This window comes from Streptomyces sp. NPDC038200, assembly GCF_055600785.1.
The window spans coordinates 159,794-179,230 of record NZ_JBVJYH010000004.1 but is presented as its reverse complement, the minus strand read 5'-3'; the positions used below and the strand labels follow the sequence as shown (position 1 = coordinate 179,230).

Genomic DNA, 19,437 nt, shown 5'->3' with positions numbered 1-19,437 from the left:
CCTACGGCCGGGGGTGGTCCACGATGCCCCGGACCACCCCCAGCTCCACCAGGTCCTGGGGCCGGATGCGCAGCTGTCCCGCGGTCGCCTCCACCTCCTGCGGCGGACGCTTCAGGATGGCCGCGGCGAGTTCCGGGGCGATCACCGAGAAGTAACTGTCCGGCGTGGCCCAGGTGTTGCCGGGGGCGGCCAGCGCGAGGGCGCCGCCGGAGCCGCCCTCGCCGATGACGAGGGTGGTGATCGGCACCCGGGCGTCGGCCACCGCGCCGAACACCTCGGCGATGGCCGCGCCGGCGCCCTGCCGCTCCGCCTCCGCGTCGTTCGCGGCACCCGGGGTGTCCACCAGCGTCAGGACCGGGATGCCGAGCCGGTCCGCGAGCCGGATCAGCCGGGCGGCGGTGCGGTACCCGGCGGGGCGGGTCGCCGTCCCGGTCTGCGCCGCGTAGGCCACGGTACGGCCGTCCCGCTCGCCGAACCCGCACAGCATCCCCTCGGGATCGGCACCGCCGCACCGGTCGCCGCCGATGCCGGTCCGGTACGTGAAGTAGGCGTCCAGGTAGGCCCGGGCCCGCGGCCGTCCGGCGGAGCGGGCACGCCGGACGGCGTCGAAGCCGGTGGCGGGCAGCGTGCCGTCCCCGAGCGCGGCCGGGACGGGCGCGGGCACGACGTGCCGCCCGTCGGCGCGGGGCGCCGGCGACTCGTCCGCCGCGAAGAACCCGCCGGAACCCGAGTCCGCCGTCGCGCTGCCGGGCTCGGTCGGCGTCGGCGCCCCACCGGAAGTGCCGTCCGGGCGGCCGGCCGCCGCCCCCCGGGAGAGCAGCCGCAGCCAGCCCCCCAGCGTTCCGCGCAGTTCCTGCGGCGGCACCACCGCGTCCGCCGCGCCCGCCGCCACCTGCGCCTGAGCCGTGTACGCGGCCGGGTCCGCGGCGGGCGGGCGGACCCGGGAGCCGGCGAAGCCGACCTGGGCTCCCGGCAGGGCCAGGACGACGTCCGCGCCCGCGCCGAGGGTCGCCCAGCCGCCGCCCGTCGTCGGATCCCGCAGGACCGCGATCTGGGGCAGGCCGGCCCGGCGGGTCAGCGCGGACTGCCGGGCCACCCGCTGGAGCTGGGTCAGCGCGCGCATGCCCTCCTGCATGCGACTGCCGCCGGTGGCGATCAACGGCACGACCGGGAGCCGGTGCGCGCGGGCGTGGGCGTACGCCGCTTCCAGCCGGTCCCCGGTGCGTTCGCCCAGCGAGCCGCCGAGGAAGCCGAACTCGAAGGCGATCAGCACGGCCGCCGTGCCCTCGACGGTGGCGGTGCCGCAGACGACCGACTCCTGCTCGCCGGTGCGGGCCGCGGCGCGGGCGCGGGAGGCGTCGTAGCCCTGCCAGCCCAGGGGGCCGTCCGGCGCCGACTCCCGTTGCGGGGCGGGGAGTTCACGGAAGCTGTCCGCGTCCACGACCAGCGCCAGCGTCTCCCGCGCCGAGAGCCGATCAGGCATCGGCCAGGGCCCGCTTCATGATCTTCCCCATGTCGTTGCGGGGGAGCGCCGTCAGGTAGCGGACGATCCGGGGGCGCTTGTGCGGGGCCAGGCGCCGGGCCACATGGTCCGCCAGCTCCTCCGCGCCGGGCGGGGCGGCCGGGTCCGCCGGGACGATCCAGGCCACGATCCGCTCGCCCAGGTCGGCGTCCGGCTCCCCGGTGACCGCCGCCTCCCGCACCCCCGGATGCTCCAGCAGCGCGTTCTCGATCTCACCGGCCCCGATCTTGTAACCGCCGCTCTTGATCAGGTCGGTGGCCTTGCGCCCGACGATGCGGACGTAGCCGTCGGGCTCGCGCACGGCCATGTCCCCGGTGCGGAAGAAGCCGTCGGCGGTGAACGCGGCGGCGGTGGCGTCGGGCCGGTTCAGGTACTCGGTGAACAGGTTGGGGCCGCGCACCTGGATCTCGCCGACGGTCTCCCCGTCGTACGCGGTGATCTCCGTGCCGTCCTCCTCCGCCAGCCGCAGCCGCACACCCGGCAGCGGCACCCCGACCGTGCCCGCCCGAGCCTCGCCGTCGGCGCGGACGCTGGTGTTCATCAGCGTCTCGGTCATGCCGTACCGCTCGATCACCCGGCGTCCCGTGGCCGCCGCGATCCGCTCGTGGTCGTGGACCGGCAGCGCGGCCGAGCCGGAGACCAGCAGCCGGGCCCGGGCCAGCGCCTTGGCCAGCTCCGGGTCGTCCGGCAGGGACTCGGCGATCCGGTGGTACATCGTCGGCACCCCGAACAGCATGGTCGCGCCGCCGTTCAGCTCCCGGGCCACGCCCTCGGGCGAGAACCGCCCCAGGTGCCGCACCGAGCCGCCGCGCCGCAGCGGCCCGAGGACGCCCAGCACCAGCCCGTGCACATGGAACAGCGGCAGCCCGTGCACCAGCACGTCGTCGCCGGTCCACTGCCAGGCGTCGGCGAGCGCGTCCAGGGTGGTGGACAGGGCCCGGCGGGGCAGGACCGCGCCCTTGGGCGGGCCGGTGGTGCCGGAGGTGTAGACGATCAGCGCCGGGTCGCCGTCCGCGGCCCGCTCCTCCGGGAGCGTCCCGGCGGCCGACGCGTCCACGTCGGCCCGGGGCAGGACGTCGAGGGCCGGGGGGAGTTCGGCGCCGGGCGCGGCGAGGACGAGCGACGGCGCGCTGTCGGAGAGGATGTGCGCCAGCTCCTTCTCACCCGACTTCGGGTTGAGCGGCACCGCGGCCACCCCCGCGAGCAGCACGCCGGTCACGGCGACGGCGGTCTCCAGCTCCGGGGTGGCCCACACGGCGACCCGGCCGGAGTCCCGGACCCGGGCGGCGACGGCGCCCGCGGCGCCCGCGAGTTCGCCGTACGTCAGGGTCCTGGGGCCGAACCGCAGGGCGACCCGCTCGCCCGGACCGTCCGCCAGGGCGGGAAAGAGAGAGGACACGCGGCGTGCTCCTTACTGTCGGCGGTGCCGACTGCCGGGACGACAGCACCCTTCCTACACCAGGAGCCGAGCGTTCCGCGGACGGGCACCGGGTATCACCTGCGAGCGGACCGCGGCGTCCGGCCCGGCCGCGGCAGCGAGCAACTCCCGGACGCGCCCGTCGGGTACGACCCCGGTCAGGCCGTCGGAGCACAGCAGATACCGGTCGCCGGGCCGGGCGTCGTGCAGCCGCAGATCCGGGACGTGTGCCTGGGCACCGGTCAGGGACTTCAGCAGCAGAGCCCGCTGGGGATGACGGGCGGCCTCCTCCGGTGTCAGCCGCCCCTCGTCGAGATGCCGGGGCTTGACCGAAGGTGAAGGTCAAAGGGGCTGTCCCGGTTCCCGGGGCGCTTGTTAGCCTCACAGCCGCACCGACCGCCGGACCGCCGTACGACAGGGAGCCCGCCGTGCCCCGGATCGCCCTCGCCACCTACGACCCGGGAACCGGGCCGAGCAAGGACACCGACCTGCCCGTGCTGGTGCGGGCGCTCACGGACGCCGGTGCCCGGGCGGAGGCCCGGTACTGGGACGACCCGGAGGCGGACTGGGGCGGCTACGACCTGGTGGTCATCCGCTCGACCTGGGACTACAGCTGGCGGGCCGCCGAGTTCGCCTCCTGGGTGGAGCGGACCGGCACGCTGACCCGGCTGGCCAACCCGGCCTCCGTGGTGCGCTGGAACACCGACAAGCGGTATCTCGGAGAGCTGGCGGCGGCCGGTGTGCCCACCGTCCCCACCCGCTATCTGGCGCCCGGTGAGCCGGCCGGCCTGCCCGCAGGGCACGAGTTCGTGATCAAGCCGACCTCGGGCGCGGGCGCCCGCTTCGCCGCCCGCTACACGCCCGCCGAGCACGACACGGCCGTACGGCAGCTCGCGCGGATGCACGCCGAGGGCTTCACCGCGATGGTCCAGCCGTACATGCCGGGCATCGACGTGCGAGGGGAGCGGGCGCTGCAGTTCTTCGGCGGCCGGCTGCTGCACGCCAGCCGGAAGGGCGCCGTCCTGACGCCCGGCACCCCGTACGACGCCGACAAGGTGGCCCATCCCGGCCTGGAGCGCTGGCAGCCCACGGAGGCCGAACTCGCCGTGGCCGAGAAGGCGCTGGCGGCCGTGCCCGACAACTCCGCGCTGCTGTACGCGCGCGTGGACCTGGTGGACGGCGACGACGGCGAACCGTGCCTGATGGAACTGGAACTGGTCGAACCGAACCTGTTCCTGTGGCTGCACCCGGACTCGTTGCCGCGGGTGACGGAGGCGATCCTGGCGGCGGCCTAGACCGGTCCGGTCCGCGGTCGGCCGACGCGTGGGCCGGCCGGTGCCTGTATACCGGTGCCTGTACGCAATCGCATGACGACGGTGCCTGTACGAAAGCGCATGACGACGAGGGGGATGCTGTGGACAAGGTATGGCTGGTGACCGGGGCGACCAGTGGGTTCGGGCGGGAGATCACGGAGGCGGCCGTCGCCGCCGGTGACGTGGTGGTCGGCGCGGCCCGCCGCCCCGAGGCCCTGGACGACCTGGTGGCCGCCCACCCCGGCCGGGTGGAGGCGCTGCGCCTGGACGTGACCGACCCCGCCGCGGTCGACGCGGCGGTCCGTGACGTCGTGGCCCGGCACGGCCGGATCGACGTGCTGGTCAACAACGCGGGCCGCACGCATGTCGGTGCGGTGGAGGAGACCACCGACGCGGAGCTGCGGGACCTGTTCGACCTGCACTTCTTCGGCCCGGTGGCGCTCGTGCGGGCCGTGCTGCCGCACATGCGGGAGCGGCGCTCGGGCGCGATCGTGCAGATGAGCAGCATGGGTGGGCAGATGTCCTTCGCGGGCTTCGGGGCCTACAGCGCCACGAAGTTCGCGCTGGAGGGCGTCTCCGAGGCGCTCGCGGACGAGGTGGCGGAGTTCGGCATCAAGGTGCTGATCGTGGAGCCGGGCGCGTTCCGGACGTCCCTGTTCGGCACCGGCCGGGCCGGGGCCAGCCCCGACAGCGGGGTGTACGCCAAGGTGGGCGAGACCCGGGCCTTCGTCTCCGGCGGCGACGGCACCCAGCCCGGCGACCCGGCCCGGGCGGCGGCCGTGATCCTGGCCGCGCTGGAGGCCGAGCGGACCCCGCTCAGGCTGCCGCTCGGCGACGACGGGGTGAGCGCGGTCCTGGCCCATCTCGACCAGGTCCGCTCGGAGGTCACCGAGTGGGAGAAGCAGACGCGGGCGACGGGCTTCGACGCGCCGTAGGACGCGTGCCGCTCAGGCGACGACCGCCGTCCGCTGGAGCAGCCCCCAGGTGAACTCCGCGACCACCTCGCGCCGTACGCCGTCCCGGTCGGGCGCGGTGAGGGCGAGCCCCCACCGGGTGGGGGCCGTGCCCTCCAGCGGGCGGGCCGGGGCGAAGGCGCGGGCGGCCTCGTCGACCGTGCAGGACCAGGGGGTCAGGTCCTCCAGGGTGCGCAGGGCGGGCGCCGGGGCGTCCGGCGCCCGCACCAGCCACTCGTTCCAGACCCCGCCGTCGGGCCCGACGAGCACCTCGAAACGCAGCTCGGGCCAGAGCGGCAGGGACCACCGCCGGGCCTCGCAGTCGACGTCGCCGAGCCGGCGGGGCAGGACGGACTCGGGCTCGCCCAGCACCGACCGGTAGCGGGCGGCGGCGCCGCGCGCCCGGGGCGAGCGGACCAGGGACTGCCAGCGCTTGTTGGCCTCCCGCAGGTCCGCGGCCGAGGCGCCGAGCCGCCGCCGGGCGTGCTCCACGAGGTCCGGGTTGTGATCGGCCATGCGGCGCAGCAGCACCAGCTGGAAGTCGAGACGCATGGCATCCATGGTGCCCGGCCCTTCCGGGCCATTGCCCGCACCACCTTCCCTGACTAGCCTGTGTTCGTCATGCCGATCGCCTGTTGATATCTCGAACGCCTGACGGCCCGATATCGCGCGCAGGCGCTTAGACCCAAGGGAGGGGGCCGGACGTGGGACGCCTCGTGCCTGCCGTGACCCGGGCTCTCGACATTCTTGAGCTGTTCCTCGACGGGGACGGGACGCTCTCCGCCCCCGACATCGTGCGCAGACTCCAGCTGCCACGCACCACCGTGCACGAGCTGGTCACCACGCTCTCCGCACGGTCGTACATCGTGCAGGTGCCCGGACAGCCCGGACGGTACCGGCTCGGCGTGCGCCCGTACCAGCTCGGCAGCCGGTACGCCGAGCAGCTCGACCTCGCCGCCGAGGGCCAGCAGGTGGCCCGCTCCGTCGCCGAGACCTGCGACGAGACGGTGCACGTGGCGATCCTGGAGGACACCGACGTCATCTACATCGCCAAGGTCGACTCCACCCACGCCGTCCGCATGGTCTCCGCGGCCGGCCGCCGGCTGCCCGCCCACTGCACCTCGGTCGGCAAGATGCTGCTGGCCTCGCTGCCGGAGCAGGAGCTGACCGCGCGGATCCCCGACGGGACCGAGCTGGCCGCGATGACCCCGAACAGCATCACCGAACCGGGCGCGCTGCGCGAGGCCCTGGCGGAGATCCGGCAGCGCGGGATCGCGGTCGAGAGCCGCGAGTCCAACCCGGACGTCTCCTGCGTGGCGGCGCCGGTCCGCGACCGCGCCGGCCAGGTGGTGGCCGCGCTGTCCATCTCCGTCCCGATGATCCGCTGGAGCGAGGAGCGCCGGGCCGAGCTGGAGGAACTGGCCGCGAAGGGCGCGGCGGAACTGTCGGAACGACTGGGTCACAGGGGGGCGGCATGACGGAGTACGAGGTCGCGGTGCGGGCGGAGGCGGCGCTCGGCGAGGGCCCGACCTGGGACCCGGCGACGGACCGGCTCGTCTGGCTGGACATCCTGGGCATGCGGATCCACACCTACGATCCCGTCTCCGGACGCCGTACGGTCCGGACGACGCCCCAGCACGTCGGCGCGGCCAAGCCCCGCGCGGGCGGGGGCCTGGTGCTGAACCTGCGGGACGGCGTCGGCCTGCTGGACGCCGACGGCACGTTCCGCTGGCTGCACCACGAGCCGGTCGCGGGCCGCCGCGCCAACGACGCGGCGGTGGCCCCCGACGGCTCCCTGTGGGCGGGCACGATGCGGTACGACGAGGCGACGGGCGGCGGCACGCTGTCCCGGCTGACGGGGGACGGCGCCGTGCGGACGGTCCTGCCCGACGTCACCGTCAGCAACGGCACCGGCTGGAGTCCCGACGGCCGCCTCATGTACTACGTCGACACCCCGACCCGCCGCGTGGACGTCTTCGACCACGACGCCGACGGCGTCCACGAGCGCCGCCCGCTGGTGGAGATCGAGGAGGGCGCGGGCTTCCCGGACGGCCTGACGGTCGACGCGGAGGGCTGTGTGTGGGTGGCCCTGTGGGACGGGGGAGCGGTCCGCCGCTACACGCCTGCCGGCGAACTGGACCGGGTGATCACCCTGCCGACGCCGCGGACGACGGCGTGCGCGTTCGGCGGGGCCGGCCTGACCGACCTGTACATCACCACCGCCCGCACGGGCCTGTCGGCCCCGCACCCCCTGTCGGGCTCGCTGCTGGTGGTACCGGGCGCGGGGAAGGGCCTGCCCCAGCCGGCGTTCGCGGGCTGAGCGCGCGACGCCGCCGAGCGTGACGGCGGTCCGTGCTCACTCGGGCACGGCCACGCTCTCCGCCGGGACGGCCGCTCGGGCGCGGACCGCCTCGATGTCGCCGGGACGGCGCAGCGCCCGGGAGACGGCGCCGATCTCCCGGAGCAGGTCCGTGGTGTCGGGGTCGGCGGCCGGCCCGGGCGGCTCCGGCGTACGCGCCCTGGTCCCGACGGCGTCGAGGATGCTCACGGCAGCGGCCAGCGCCCGGGCCCGCTCGGGCGGATGGCCGAGGCCGAGGGCGGCGTCGTACGCGCGTCTGCCGAGCGTGGTGTCGAGGTGCCGGGCCAGCGGCAGCAGCACGTCCCGGATGAACGTCTCGCGGCGGGTGAGCCGCAGTTCGGGCGTGGCGCGCAGCGCGAACGGCACCCCCTCGCCGCTCGCGTCGCGCAGCAGCCGGTACAGCGGCAGCAGTTCGCGGTGGGCGAGCCGGACCCGCCGGCGGTCGCGCAGATACTGGCCGGCGTGCGGCAGGACGAAGCCGACGGCGATCAGGATGGCGGAGAGGGACGCCAGGAGCGGGGCCAGATCGGTGCTCAGCCAGTCCAGGTCCCGGCCGCACCAGCGCGCGACGACGGCGGTCAGCTTGGCCGCGCCGAGGACCAGGTTCAGGACGTAGCCCGCGCCGAGCAGCCGCAACCCCCGCCGCAGCCAGGGGTCCAGGCCCTCGGCGCGCACCCAGTCCCGGATCAGCCGGAAGGTGATCAGGCAGGCCACGGCGTGCGCGAGGAGGTAGAGCAGGATCTCCTCGCGCATGAACGGCGTGGTGGCGTAGTGGGTGTCCAGGTCCCGCAGCCGCTCCTCGGGGGCGTCGGCGAACAGGAAGCACCCCCACAGGGCGGCGATGACCCCCGAGTACACCGAGACCACCCAGCGCCTCGCGCGCCGGGTGGCGGCCGAGCGGTGGGACAGGCCGTTGCGCCAGGTGATGATGAGCAGCAGGCAGGAGCCGCAGAACGCGGTGATGAGCGAATAGCACCAGGGCGCCGAGAAGTTGGGCACGCCGGTCAGCCGGTTGACCCGGGCGATGGTGGACGGCGTGCAGAACACGAACACCGCGCAGGCGAGCAGCAGCACCCCGCCGACCGCGCGCAGCAGCGGGTCCCGCCACAGGCGGATGATCGTGGGCAGCTTGATCACCAGGGCGGCGGTGAGCACGGCCGTGGGGATCCAGAAGGAGATGTAGAACTCGCCGAGGATTCCCGAGGGGTCCACCGCCGGCTGGGTCACCCCTTCGGCCCGTTCACTTGGTCGCGGCCGCGATAGCCGAGGGAGCGCTGGAGGGGGTCCGGCGGGGCGGGACGGGTCCCGGCGAGCCGGTCGCGGAACAGGGTGGCCAGGCGGTGCCCGAAGTCGTCGGCCTCGGCCTCGTCGGACTCGCGGGAGCCGTTGCGGGCGGCCACCGTGAGGGCCATGTCCCGCCAGCCGGGCGTGTCGGCGAGGGCGCGGGCCGCGGCGGCCCCGGCGAGATGGTGGTGCCGGTGCCCGGCGTGCAGATGCCACAGCTCGTGGCCCAGGATGACCAGTTGCTGCACGGCCTCGGCCCGGTCCTCCACGATGACCAGGTCGAAGTCGGCGAACTCGACCCACAGGCCGGTGACTTCGATCTCGTCCGGGAACCGCTCGAACCGCAGCTCCACCGGCCGCCCCGCGCGCAGTGCGCTCATCTCCTCGCACAGTGCCCGGCACAACGCGCGGACGCCTTCGGGCGGTTCGGGACGGTTGTGGACGGCGGCGGCGAGTTCGCCGGCCAGGGAGCGCATGGCCGGGCCCGAGCCGGAGCGCCGCAGTCGTGCGGCGAGGCGTGACGCCCGCTCCCGCGCGCCCCCGAAACTCATCTGGCTCCCTTCCCACCGCCGGTTGCGGCCGGTCCGAGCGTACGCGCCCGGACGCGCCCCCGTCATGCGATCCGGCGACCGTTGTTCAACGGAGAACCACCTGCGGGCCGGTGGACGACCCGTTGACGCGCAAGCGCTTCGAATCTACGGTCCCGTTCGGAGTCACGAGCGGTATCCGACATATCGAACGGTGGGGCGGGGGACCGCGTCGAAGCCCGCACCGGCCCACGACACCCACGCACCCCACCCCGGAAGGCGCGCATGCATCCCGCCCGCTTCACCCTGGACCCCGCCTTCACCATCGGCGAGGTGAATCCCCGTCTCTTCGGCTCGTTCGTGGAACACCTCGGCCGCTGCGTCTACACCGGCATCCACGAGCCGGGCCACCCCTCGGCGGACGAGGCCGGTCTGCGGACCGACGTCCTGGCCCTCGTCCGCGAACTCGGCGTCACCACCATCCGCTACCCCGGCGGCAACTTCGTCTCCGGCCACAGATGGGAGGACTCGGTCGGCCCGGTGGAGGAACGCCCCCGCCGCCTCGATCTCGCCTGGCACTCCACCGAGACCAACCGTTTCGGCCTCTCCGAGTACATCGCCTTCCTGAAGAAGCTCGGCCCCCAGGCCGAACCCATGGTGGCGGTCAACCTCGGGACGCGAGGCGTCGCCGAAGCCCTCGAACTCCAGGAGTACGCCAACCACCCCGCCGGCACCGCCCTCTCCGGTCTCCGTGCCGCCCACGGCGACGAGGACCCCTTCGGCATCCGGCTCTGGTGCCTCGGCAACGAGATGGACGGCCCCTGGCAGACCGGCCACAAGACGGCCGAGGAGTACGGGCGGACCGCCGCCGAGACCGCGCGCGCCATGCGTCAGCTCGACCCCGCCGTCGAACTGGTCGCCTGCGGCTCCTCCAGCCAGGCCATGCCCACCTTCGCCGCGTGGGAGGCGACCGTCCTGACGGAGACGTACGACCTGGTCGACCACATCTCCCTGCACGCCTACTACGAGCCCGTCGACGGCGACCTGGACTCCTTCCTCGCCTCCGCCGTCGACATGGAGTCCTTCGTCGAGAACGTGGTCGCGACCGCCGACCACGTGGGCGCCAAGCTGAAGTCCAAGAAGCGGATCAACCTCTCCTTCGACGAGTGGAACGTCTGGTACCTCTCCAGGTGGGAGGAGCACGCCCGGACCGCCGACCGGTCCGACTGGCCGGAGGCCCCCCGTCTGCTGGAGGACGACTACAGCGTCCTGGACGCGGTCGTCCTCGGCTCGCTCCTCATCGCCCTGCTCCGGCACGCCGACCGGGTCACCGTCGCCTGCCTCGCCCAGCTCGTCAACGTGATCGCCCCGATCATGACCGAGCCGGGCGGCCCGGCCTGGCGGCAGACGACGTTCTTCCCGTTCGCCCAGGCCTCCCGGTACGGCCGGGGCCGGGTGCTGGACGTCCGCGTGGACTCGCCGACGTACGAGACGAAGAAGTACGGCGAGACGGACCTGCTGCACGCCACCGCCGTGCGCGCGGCCGACGGCGCCGTCACCGTGTTCGCGGTCAACCGCAGCCGGACCGGCTCCCTGCCGCTCGAAGTCACCCTGAACGGTCCGGCGCCGACGTCCGTCATCGAGCACACCGCGCTCGCGGACGCCGATCCCGACGCCCGCAACACCCTCGCCGACCCCGAACGCGTCACCCCGCACCCCGTCGAGGGCACCGCCCTGACGGACGGCACCCTCACCGCCGTACTGGAGCCGCTGTCCTGGAACGTGATCAGACTGGCGTGACCGGCACTCCGCCGGCCGCGCTGCCGAGCAGCGTCAGGCGGGCCGACCCGGGGCCCGACAGCGTGGTGAACTCCGAGAGCACCGCGAACGCCAGGGTGTTGGTGCCCCGGGTGCGCAGGATGCCGTTCGGCAGGACGAAGGTGTGCTGGGGGCCGACGTTGTTGATGTACTGGCCGAGGTTCCAGCCGTTGAGGAAGATCTGGGCGCGGTAGGCCCGGTACGGGTCGTCGTCCAGGGTCAGGCCGATCGACGCGTCGACGTCGGCCGGCACCGACAGCCGGAACGTGGTCCGGTACCAGGTCACGCCCTGCCGCCGCTCGGCGCGCGGGAAGGTCACCCGCTCCCAGTCCCGGTCCCGGAAGCCGGGCAGGTGCCAGCCTTCCCGCTCGCCGTACAGACCGCCGTTGTTCATCGGCCCGCGCACCGGGTCGGCGGGGCCCTCGCCCTGGATGCGCCAGCTCACCTTCGGCGCGGCGCCCGTGAAGCCGACCTCCGTGAGGCCGCGGGCCACCTTGTGCGTGTCGAGTGCCTTGCCGTCCTGGTCGTGCTGCATGCGCCGCACGAGCACGGACAGCACGTGCCGGCCGGGGGAGCGCAGCCGCTCGCGCACCGGGAAGACCGCCGTGTCCGCCCAGCTTCCCTTGCGGATCGTGCTCTTGTCCGGCACGGGCATCCGGTGCGTGCCCAGCGGCTCGCCGTCCAGCCAGGCCATCAGCAGGCCCTGCGTGCCGGTGCTGTAGGCGAGCGAGACTTCCTCGATGCCGGTCGCGTCGTCGAAGCCGCCCCGGTACCAGACGTCCCCGTAGTGGAAGCCGTAGTCGTCGGCGAAGAGCACCGGCCGGCCGTCGGGGACCGCCGTGGTGCTGAACGACGAGGTCTTGTCCGCCCGCTTCCACGAGGAGTCGTCGAAGCCCGGGCCCGCCTCCGGGTTCTCCGTCCGCATCCGCCAGCCGCCCAGCTCGGGCAGCCGCACCTCGGGCACCCCCGGCAGCTCCCCGGTGCTCATCAGGCTGCCGGAGAGGGTGACCCGGGTGGCCACCTCCTGTCCGTTCCACACCACGGTGTCGATGCCGCGCGGGCCCCACACCTCCAGGGCGGTCCGCTCGGTGAGGTCACCGGTCAGACGGACCTGCGAGCCGTGAAGTTCGACGTGCCGCAGCAGCGCCGGGCCGTACACCAGGAGCGTCCCGGACGGGGTGTCGTAGGGGAACAGGCGGACGGCGGTGGCGTCGTCGGCGAAGAGCAGCAGCAGCGGGGTGTCCGTCTCGCCCTTCTGCACCAGCACCCGGGTCAGTCCGGCCTCCCCCAGGGGGGCGTTCACATGCAGTTCGCCCCGGTCGTAGGCCCAGCCGCCCTCCGGGTCCAGCCGCTGCACGAACGGCTCGGCCGGGCACTCCAGCACCAGCTCGGCCATCTCGCCGCGCCGGCCCGTGAACACGGCGATGTCCTGGCGGCCCGCCGTCAGGCACAGCATGGGCGCGGCGGTGGAGTACTTCAGGGTCCGCTTGCCCAGCGACAGTCCGGTGGTCAGCAGCTTGGCGTCCCGGCCGGGCACGGTGACGCGCAGCTCGCCGGCGTCGGTCGGCAGGCCGGTGGTGACCGGCTCCGTGCCGTCGTTGCGGGCGACGTACACGTGCGCGCCGGTGTCCTGGTTGGTGAGGTGGTAGACCTTCAGCCCCTCGGCCTCGACGTCCGCCGCCCGGTCCAGCTTGGCGAAGTCGGGCACGCGCTGCAACAGGTGCCCGAGCTGGTGCATCGGGGCGATCTTGTCGGTGACGCCCCGGCCCTCGTCGATCGCGGCGCCGTAGTCGTACGACGTGTAGACGACCGGCGCGGGCAGCCAGCCCCACGAGGTCCCGCCGAACGTCATGTACACGTTGTGCAGGGTGAGCCCGTTGGCGAGGTTGGTCAGGTAGAAGCGGCGCTCGTAGGCCGCGTCCCGGGTCCGCCGCGACTCGGCGTACCCCTTGCCGTCGAACTCGGCCCCGCCCCAGGGATCGAACCAGCCGCCCCCGAACTCGGGCACGAACCCGGGCGTGCTGGGCGAGGCGGTGGCCCCGCCCTTCGCCCCGCCGGGGCCGTAGTGCCCCCAGTCGGGCGGGGGCTGGGACGGCGAGGGGTAGCCGTCGAAGCCGTACAGCCAGCCGCCCCGCTCGCCGGCGGTGTCGAAGGAGCCGGGGACCCAGTAGCCGTTGCGGCCCTTGTCGTTGTGGAACAGCGGGACGTCGATCCCGTCGGCCCGCACCTTCCGGTAGAGGTGGGACATGTAGTTCCGGCCGGAGGCGTCGCGCGCGTGGGCGTCGTACTCGTTCTCGATCTGGTACAGCAGGACCGTGCCGGTGCCCTGTGTGAACAGATGCCGGCGGGCGATCCGGTTCACCTGGGTCAGCCACTCGTCGACGTGCGACAGATAGGTGGGGTCGTCGGTCCGGGCGGTGCCCTCGGTCGCCGTCAGCCAGCCGGGGAAGCCGCCGCCGTCGACCTCGGCGTTGATGTAGGGGCCGGGGCGCAGGATGACGTACAGACCGGTCTCGGCGGCCGTGCGCAGGAACAGGCCGAGGTCCCGGACGCCGGTGAAGTCGTACCTGCCGGGCGCGGGGGAGTGGTAGTTCCAGGCGACGTAGACGCTGACGGCGTTGTAGCCGTGCGCCCGCATCTTCTGCAGCACGTCCCGCCACAGGGACGGGCTCGGCAGCCGGAAGGGGTGCAGCTCGCCGGACCACACCACCAGCCGGCGCCCGTCCACGAGCAGCGAGTAACGGTCGTAGCCGATCGTGTGGCGCTCGCCGTCGGCGCGCGGCGGGACCGGCGCCGGGCCGGTCGGCGCGCTGCCGCCGGCGTACGCCGAGGGGGCCCCGGGGCCGCCGCTGCCGCCCAGGGCGAGCCCGAGCGAGGCCGAGCCGGCCAGGGCACTGAAGGTACGTCTGCTGAGCGCCAAGGTGGATCCTCCCGGGCGATCTTACGGGGCGCGGGTGCGGCCATTCTCCACGGAGATACGCCCCACAATGGACGCATGAGGATCTCGGCACGGGCGGATTACGCGGTACGGGCGGTACTGGAGCTGGCCGTACGGCAGGGTAACGGCCCGGTGAAGGCAGAGGAAATCGCCGCCGTGCAGGGCATCCCGCACAAGTTCCTGGAGGGCATCCTGGGCGACCTCAGACGGGCCGGGATCGTGGACAGCCGGCGTGGCGGGGGCGGCGGCTACCGGCTGGCGCGGGACGCCGCCGCGGTCACCGTGGCGGACGTCATCCGGGCGGTCGACGGTCCCATCGTGTCCGTGCGCGGCGAACGCCCGACCGGACTCGCCTACACCGGCACGGCCCGGCCCCTGCTGCCGCTGTGGATCGCCCTGCGCGCCAATGTCCGCCGGATCCTGGAGGGTGTCACGCTCGCCGACCTCGCGGCGGACGCCCTGCCCGAGCCGGTCCGGTCGCTGGCCGCGGAACCGGCGGCCTGGGAGAACCCCTGAGCGAGGCGGGCGCGCCGCCGGCGGTCCGCCGGACGAGGCCGCGGAAAGCCCGGTGCGAGCCGTGAAAGGCCCGGTGCGAGCCGTGAAAAGCCAGGGTGTGAATGGCCGGAGTTCACCCTCCCGGCCCCGGGCGGGGCTTCCTACGATGCCCACGCCTCCCTCAGCGGTTCACAGATGGCACACAGGTTCTTCACCTTTGAACGGCTTGGCGTGAGGTACACCCCCCACCCGACAACCGGGAGAAACCATGGCTGGTGGACTCCTCCTGAGCGGTGCCGTAGCCGCTCTCCTCACCACCGCGCTACCCGCCCAGAGCCCGTCCTCCGTCTTCGACAACCCGCCCCCGGACAAGATCGTCATCGACGTGGCGACGGTGAACGGCTCCGGCTGTCCCGCGGGCACGGCCGCCGTGGCCGTGTCCCCGGACAACACGGCGTTCACCGTGACCTACAGCGAATACCTGGCCAAGGCCGGCGGTGGCTCCGACCCCACGGCCTTCCGCAAGAACTGTCAGCTCAACCTGGTGGTCCACGTGCCCCAGGGCTTCACCTACGCGGTCGCGAGCGCCGACTACCGGGGCTTCGCCTCGCTGCAGAAGGGCGCCACCGGCACGCAGAAGGCGTCGTACTACTTCCAGGGCTCGTCGAACACCGTGCCCCGGACCCACCCCTTCACCGGCCCCTACAACGACGACTGGCAGGCCACCGACGACACCGACTGGGCCCAGCTCGTCTGGGCACCCTGCGGCGTCCTGCGCAACTTCAACATCAACACCGAGCTGCGGGTGACCGCGGGCACCACCTCCCCCGACAAGGTGAGCTTCATGACGATGGACTCGACGGACGGGGACATCAGCACGGTGTACCACCTGGCGTGGAAGGAGTGCCCGGGCTCCTAGCCGGGGCGAGAGCACGACGGAGCCCGCGCCCCTCGCGGAGGGGCGCGGGCTCCGTGGTGACGGTCCGTCAAGCGTGCTCGCTCACCGGCGCGTTCGCGCGGGCACAGTGGGCCGGCCGGCCCGTGGGGCGCCGGGCGGGGGTACCCGGCCGGGAGCGGCACCCGGGCCGTCGGCCCCGTCGGCCGAGTTGCGGGCCAGGTGCGGCTGTAGCAGCGTGGTGGGGGAGGATCGGGGGGTTCTCGGAGGATACCGGGCCGGTTCGTACGCAGAAGTACTCTTCCGCTCAAGGTGGTCCCATGTTCACACATGCGTCCCGCAGATCCCACATGCTCGCGGCCGGAATCCCGCTCGTCACCGCGGCGCTGGTCGGAGGCGTCCTGACGGCAGGACCGGCGTCGTCGGCGGTCGACACCGGAGAGGTGACCTACAAGGGCACCGTGTCCTGTGACAAAGCCTTCCCCGCCCCCAACAAGTCCGTTCCCCAGGCGGTGTTCCTGGACAGCGACGAGGACGACGCCGCCGTCAAGGTCACGGGCGTGCAGGGCCGTCGGGCGAGGTACGAGATCGCCAACCTGGAGGTCCCGCTCGACTCCAGCTTCAGCCTGGCGATCTCGGTCACGTGCAAGCCGCCGAGGAAGCCGCCCCAGACGTTCAACCGGTCGCTGCCGCAGACCGACCTCACGGAGAATCAGACCGTCAAGCTGAACATCAAGTAGGCGATCCCCGCCCGCATCGGGCCACCGCCCCGTCGAGCCACCGGCCCGGCGGGGCGGTGGCTCGACGAGGCGGACTTCTATCCCGCCTGCCCCATCCCCGCGGCGCTCGGCCAGCTCTGGGCGTTGGGCCAGCCCGTCGCGGGAGCCGGGGTCAGGCCCGCGGCGGGGGCCGGGGACGTCATCCCGCGGACCTGGGCCGCGGTGAGACCGCCCCGGGCCGGGACCCCGGGCGGGGTGGGCGCCATCGCCGCCGCGGACGCCGCGACGGGCGCCGGTGCGGGTGTGGTTACGGGCACCGGTATCGGCGCCGGTGCGGTGGGCAGCGGGGGCGGCGTGACGGCCGGGGTCAGAGGCGGGGCCGGCTGCGCCGGTTGCGGTGCCGGGACCATCGGCTGCGCCACCGGGACGGGCTGGGGCGCCGGAGCCATCGGCTGCGCCACCGGGACCGGTTGGGGCGCCGGGGTCATCGGCTGGGGCGCGGGGAACGGTTGGGGCGCCGGGGTCATCGGCTGTGCCGCCGGGGCCATCGGCTGGGGTGCGGGGACCGGCTGGGGTGCCGGAGCGGGCTGGGCTGCCGCCGGCATCGGCATCCCGCCGCCGGCCGGCGCGACGGCGGCGGGGAGCGGCATGCCGGTGCCGGCGGCCGGGGAAGGGCCGGGCGCGGTGAGCCGCAGGCCGGCCCCGTTGGTCTCGCTGACCAGCCGGTCGACCGCCGCCGTGCCCGAGCTGTAGCTGGTCCCGGTGCCCAGCTCGGGCACGGCGGCTCCCCTCCTGGACCCGTAGAGCACCTGTTCCAGGCCGGACACCAGGCGACGCACGTCGACCTGGGGGCGCACCACGAGCCGCAGGAAGCGGCTGGAGGATCCGATCTTGTTGCCGCACTCGCGGACCAGGATCCGGTGCTCGGTGAGCATCCGGTCCCGGACCACCGTGCCCTCGGCGCCGACGGGCAGGCGCACGAAGAGGAAGTTGCCCTGGGAGGGGTAGACGGTGAGGCCGGGGAGCGCGGAGAGGTGGCTGGCCATCTCCAGGCGGTCGCGGCGGACCTGCGTCAGGCTCTGCGCGTACTCGGCGCCGTGTTCCTTCAGCATGAACACCACGTGCTCGGCGAAGGCGTTGAGGTTCCACTTCGGCAGCATCGAACGGATTTTGCCCGCGAGCGCCGGGTTGGCGACCAGGTAGCCGAAGCGGATGCCGTGCAGGCCGAAGTTCTTGCCCAGGCTGCGCAGCACGATCACATTGGGGCGGAGCATGGCCTCCTGGACGACGCTCGGCTCGGTCTCCGCGTCGGCGAACTCCAGGAACGACTCGTCGATCACCACCAGGTCCAGGTCGGCCATGGCGTCCATGAACTGCACCACCTGCTGACGGCGCAGATAGCCGCCGTCGGGGTTGTTGGGGTTGCAGATCACGGCCACCCGGGTGCCCCGGGCGCGGATGAACTCGGCGTACTGGCCGAGGTCCAGGGCGAAGTCGTTCGCCTCCTGGAGCGGGAACATGTCGACCCGCTTGCCCGTCTCCATCGGCTGGTCGGTCCAGCGGCCGAACGTGGGCACGGGGACGGCCAGGGACTCGCGGACCAGCAGATGGTCGATCCAGGTGATCAGCTCGGTGGAGCCGTTGCCCATCGCCACGCACTGCGGCGGCAGCTGGAGCAGGCCGCACAGCTCGCTCGTGATGGTGTCGGCGCCGCTCGGGTAGTACGTGATGATCTCGCGCAACCGGGTCGCCATCTCCTCGAACATGGCGGGTGTGGGGAAGTAGGGGTTGCACGGGATGCAGAAGTCCACCGGGCCGGCCCCGTCGCCGCCCTCCCGCGTCAGCGCCGCCATGGAGGGGCTGTGCGCGGCGGTGCCGCGGAACAACGAGGTGACGTTGCCGGCCAAGGGGACCTCCGTTCAGGGTGGCCCGTGCGGGGGAGCACGGGCCGCCCTTGGATACGGCAGGGACGGCCGTGGCGTTCAACTCACGCGGGGAGTGAGCGACTTCACGCCCCGAACGTGTGGATCGTCGTCGTCCGGTATGTCCGGCCGGGGCGCAGCACGGTGGAGGGGAACGACGGCTGGTTCGGCGAGTCCGGGAAGTGCTGGGTCTCCAGGCACAGGCCGTCGCCCTGCCGGTAGGTCCGCCCGGACGGGCCGACGAGGGTGCCGTCGAGGAAGTTGCCCGAGTAGAACTGCACGCCGGGCTGGTCGGTGAAGATCTTCAGGGTACGGCCGGAGGCCGGGTCGCGGAGCGTCGCCGCGTGCTCCGGCCGTGCGGTCACCCCCTTGTCGAGCACGAAGTTGTGGTCGTAGCCCTTGGCGGTCACCAGCTGGCCGTGGCCGACACGGATGTCGCGGCCGATCGGCTTGGGGCGGGTGAAGTCGAACGGGGTGCCCGCGACCTTCGCCGCCTCGCCGGTGGGGATCAGCCCCGCGTCGGTGGGGGTGTAGCGGCTCGCGGCCAGCCACAGCTCGTGGTCCTCGATGCTGCCGGTGCCCTCGCCCGCGAGGTTGTAGTACGTGTGGTTGGTGAGGTTGACGACCGTCGGCCTGTCGGTGGTGGCCTCGTAGTCGATCCGCCAGTCGCCGTGCCGGTTCAGCGTGAAGGTGACCTTCGTCCTCAGCGTGCCGGGGTAGCCCATCTCGCCGTCGGCGCTGGTGTAGTACAGGCGCAGACCGACGTCCGGGCCCGCGGTGAACGGCTCGACGTCCCACACCTTGGTGTTGAAGCCCTTGGCGCCCCCGTGCAGGCTGTTCGCGCCGTCGTTGACGGACAGCTGGTACGTCTGGCCGTCCAGGGTGAACCGGCCTCCCGCGATGCGGTTGCCGTAGCGGCCGATGGTGGCGCCGAAGAAGGTGGTCCCGGCGACGTACGCGGCGAGGTCGTCGTAGCCGAGCGAGACGTTCGCGTACCGCCCGTGCCGGTCGGGGATCTCCAGCGACTGGACGATGCCGCCGTAGGAGAGGACCTTCAGCCGGGTACCGCCGTTCTCCAGCGACCAGCGGTACACCTTCGTGCCGTCCGCGAGTGTGCCGAAGAGTTCCCTCACCGGCTTCCGGCCTCCCGGACCCGTGCCGGCCCGGTCACCGCCCGCGGCGGCGGCCGGGGTCTGCGTCGTGCCGAGCGTGGTGGCGGCGAGGCCCACCGCGGCTGCTCCCGCGATGACCGTGCGTCTGTTCAGTTCCATGGAT

At 73.6% G+C, this 19,437-nt stretch carries 16 protein-coding genes and 1 pseudogene; 8 read left to right on the top strand and 9 right to left on the bottom strand.

What is annotated here, in order from left to right; genetic code table 11:
* Position 1 precedes the first annotated feature (1 nt).
* From ACZ7KF_RS10680 to ACZ7KF_RS10670, 3 genes and pseudogenes are all read right to left on the bottom strand, one after another.
* Positions 2–1,483 carry a carboxyl transferase domain-containing protein gene (locus tag ACZ7KF_RS10680; protein ID WP_471071402.1) on the bottom strand — a complete coding sequence of 494 codons (1,482 nt, stop codon included), beginning with the start codon at positions 1,481–1,483 and terminating at the stop codon, positions 2–4.
* A complete protein-coding gene (locus ACZ7KF_RS10675; protein ID WP_471071400.1) occupies positions 1,476–2,921 on the bottom strand; it encodes an acyl-CoA synthetase in 1,446 nt (481 codons plus the stop codon). Before ACZ7KF_RS10675 ends, ACZ7KF_RS10680 begins: the two co-directional genes overlap by 8 nt.
* Positions 2,922–2,975: 54 nt before the next feature.
* Positions 2,976–3,254: pseudogene (locus ACZ7KF_RS10670) on the bottom strand (PP2C family protein-serine/threonine phosphatase); the annotation flags it as partial.
* 113 nt (positions 3,255–3,367) lie between these two features.
* Between ACZ7KF_RS10670 and ACZ7KF_RS10665 the strand changes: the two are divergent.
* Together ACZ7KF_RS10665 and ACZ7KF_RS10660 are read left to right on the top strand one after the other, a co-directional pair.
* Complete coding sequence (locus tag ACZ7KF_RS10665) at positions 3,368–4,234, top strand: ATP-grasp domain-containing protein (RefSeq protein WP_471071397.1); 867 nt, start codon at positions 3,368–3,370, stop codon at positions 4,232–4,234.
* A 119-nt stretch (positions 4,235–4,353) separates the two neighbouring features.
* A complete protein-coding gene (locus ACZ7KF_RS10660) occupies positions 4,354–5,187 on the top strand; it encodes an oxidoreductase (protein ID WP_471071394.1) in 834 nt (277 codons plus the stop codon).
* A 12-nt stretch (positions 5,188–5,199) separates the two neighbouring features.
* Here the strand turns inward: ACZ7KF_RS10660 and ACZ7KF_RS10655 are convergent, their stop codons facing one another.
* Positions 5,200–5,757 carry a hypothetical protein gene (locus tag ACZ7KF_RS10655; protein ID WP_471071392.1) on the bottom strand — a complete coding sequence of 186 codons (558 nt, stop codon included), beginning with the start codon at positions 5,755–5,757 and terminating at the stop codon, positions 5,200–5,202.
* Between the two features lie 152 nt (positions 5,758–5,909).
* Here ACZ7KF_RS10655 and ACZ7KF_RS10650 point away from each other — a divergent pair, with 152 nt between their 5' ends.
* On the top strand, positions 5,910–6,683 hold the full coding sequence (locus tag ACZ7KF_RS10650; RefSeq protein WP_471071389.1) for an IclR family transcriptional regulator: 774 nt from the start codon (positions 5,910–5,912) through the stop codon (positions 6,681–6,683).
* Positions 6,680–7,525: an SMP-30/gluconolactonase/LRE family protein gene (locus ACZ7KF_RS10645; protein ID WP_471071386.1), complete on the top strand. Its 846-nt coding sequence runs from the start codon at positions 6,680–6,682 to the stop codon at positions 7,523–7,525. Before ACZ7KF_RS10650 ends, ACZ7KF_RS10645 begins: the two co-directional genes overlap by 4 nt.
* Before the next feature lie 36 nt (positions 7,526–7,561).
* Here the strand turns inward: ACZ7KF_RS10645 and ACZ7KF_RS10640 are convergent, their stop codons facing one another.
* Together ACZ7KF_RS10640 and ACZ7KF_RS10635 are read right to left on the bottom strand one after the other, a co-directional pair.
* Positions 7,562–8,791 carry an MAB_1171c family putative transporter gene (locus ACZ7KF_RS10640; protein ID WP_471071383.1) on the bottom strand — a complete coding sequence of 410 codons (1,230 nt, stop codon included), beginning with the start codon at positions 8,789–8,791 and terminating at the stop codon, positions 7,562–7,564.
* Positions 8,788–9,399 (bottom strand): toxin-antitoxin system, toxin component family protein, encoded by a 612-nt coding sequence (locus tag ACZ7KF_RS10635; RefSeq protein WP_471071380.1) that lies wholly within the window; start codon positions 9,397–9,399, stop codon positions 8,788–8,790. The genes ACZ7KF_RS10640 and ACZ7KF_RS10635 overlap by 4 nt, the downstream gene beginning before the upstream one ends.
* A gap of 261 nt (positions 9,400–9,660) precedes the next feature.
* Here ACZ7KF_RS10635 and arfA point away from each other — a divergent pair, with 261 nt between their 5' ends.
* Positions 9,661–11,175 (top strand): arabinosylfuranosidase ArfA, encoded by a 1,515-nt coding sequence (gene arfA / locus ACZ7KF_RS10630; RefSeq protein WP_471071377.1) that lies wholly within the window; start codon positions 9,661–9,663, stop codon positions 11,173–11,175.
* Here the strand turns inward: arfA and ACZ7KF_RS10625 are convergent.
* The gene (locus ACZ7KF_RS10625) at positions 11,162–14,113 is read right to left on the bottom strand and encodes a glycoside hydrolase family 35 protein (RefSeq protein WP_471071374.1); all 2,952 of its coding nucleotides are present in this window, start codon (positions 14,111–14,113) and stop codon (positions 11,162–11,164) included. The two genes, arfA and ACZ7KF_RS10625, sit on opposite strands and share 14 nt — an antisense overlap.
* A 75-nt stretch (positions 14,114–14,188) precedes the next feature.
* Between ACZ7KF_RS10625 and ACZ7KF_RS10620 the strand changes: the two genes are divergently transcribed.
* The 3 genes from ACZ7KF_RS10620 to ACZ7KF_RS10610 all read left to right on the top strand — a co-directional run bounded on the left by ACZ7KF_RS10620 (position 14,189) and on the right by ACZ7KF_RS10610 (position 16,261).
* Entirely contained in the window at positions 14,189–14,647 is a 459-nt protein-coding gene (locus tag ACZ7KF_RS10620) for an RrF2 family transcriptional regulator (protein WP_471071371.1), read from the top strand.
* 247 nt (positions 14,648–14,894) lie between these two features.
* Positions 14,895–15,545, top strand: a complete 651-nt coding sequence (locus ACZ7KF_RS10615) for a DUF4360 domain-containing protein (protein ID WP_471071369.1) — start codon at positions 14,895–14,897, stop codon at positions 15,543–15,545.
* Positions 15,546–15,841: 296 nt separating this feature from the next.
* Positions 15,842–16,261, top strand: a complete 420-nt coding sequence (locus ACZ7KF_RS10610; protein ID WP_471071366.1) for a hypothetical protein — start codon at positions 15,842–15,844, stop codon at positions 16,259–16,261.
* 77 nt (positions 16,262–16,338) lie between these two features.
* Here ACZ7KF_RS10610 and ACZ7KF_RS10605 read toward each other — a convergent pair whose 3' ends face one another.
* Both ACZ7KF_RS10605 and ACZ7KF_RS10600 read right to left on the bottom strand, forming a co-directional pair.
* A complete protein-coding gene (locus ACZ7KF_RS10605) occupies positions 16,339–18,147 on the bottom strand; it encodes a pyridoxal phosphate-dependent aminotransferase (RefSeq protein WP_471071363.1) in 1,809 nt (602 codons plus the stop codon).
* A 101-nt stretch (positions 18,148–18,248) separates the two neighbouring features.
* Positions 18,249–19,433, bottom strand: a complete 1,185-nt coding sequence (locus ACZ7KF_RS10600) for an aldose epimerase family protein (RefSeq protein ID WP_471071360.1) — start codon at positions 19,431–19,433, stop codon at positions 18,249–18,251.
* Positions 19,434–19,437: the final 4 nt, after the last annotated feature.

Coding starts and splice junctions, on each gene's coding strand:
- ACZ7KF_RS10680 (WP_471071402.1), bottom strand. CDS start 1,483: ATGCCTGATCGGCTCTCGGCGCGGGAGACGCTGGCGCTGGTCGTGGAC.
- ACZ7KF_RS10655 (WP_471071392.1), bottom strand. CDS start 5,757: ATGCGTCTCGACTTCCAGCTGGTGCTGCTGCGCCGCATGGCCGATCAC.
- ACZ7KF_RS10645 (WP_471071386.1), top strand. CDS start 6,680: ATGACGGAGTACGAGGTCGCGGTGCGGGCGGAGGCGGCGCTCGGCGAG.
- ACZ7KF_RS10635 (WP_471071380.1), bottom strand. CDS start 9,399: ATGAGTTTCGGGGGCGCGCGGGAGCGGGCGTCACGCCTCGCCGCACGA.
- arfA (WP_471071377.1), top strand. CDS start 9,661: ATGCATCCCGCCCGCTTCACCCTGGACCCCGCCTTCACCATCGGCGAG.
- ACZ7KF_RS10620 (WP_471071371.1), top strand. CDS start 14,189: ATGAGGATCTCGGCACGGGCGGATTACGCGGTACGGGCGGTACTGGAG.
- ACZ7KF_RS10615 (WP_471071369.1), top strand. CDS start 14,895: ATGGCTGGTGGACTCCTCCTGAGCGGTGCCGTAGCCGCTCTCCTCACC.
- ACZ7KF_RS10610 (WP_471071366.1), top strand. CDS start 15,842: ATGTTCACACATGCGTCCCGCAGATCCCACATGCTCGCGGCCGGAATC.
- ACZ7KF_RS10600 (WP_471071360.1), bottom strand. CDS start 19,433: ATGGAACTGAACAGACGCACGGTCATCGCGGGAGCAGCCGCGGTGGGC.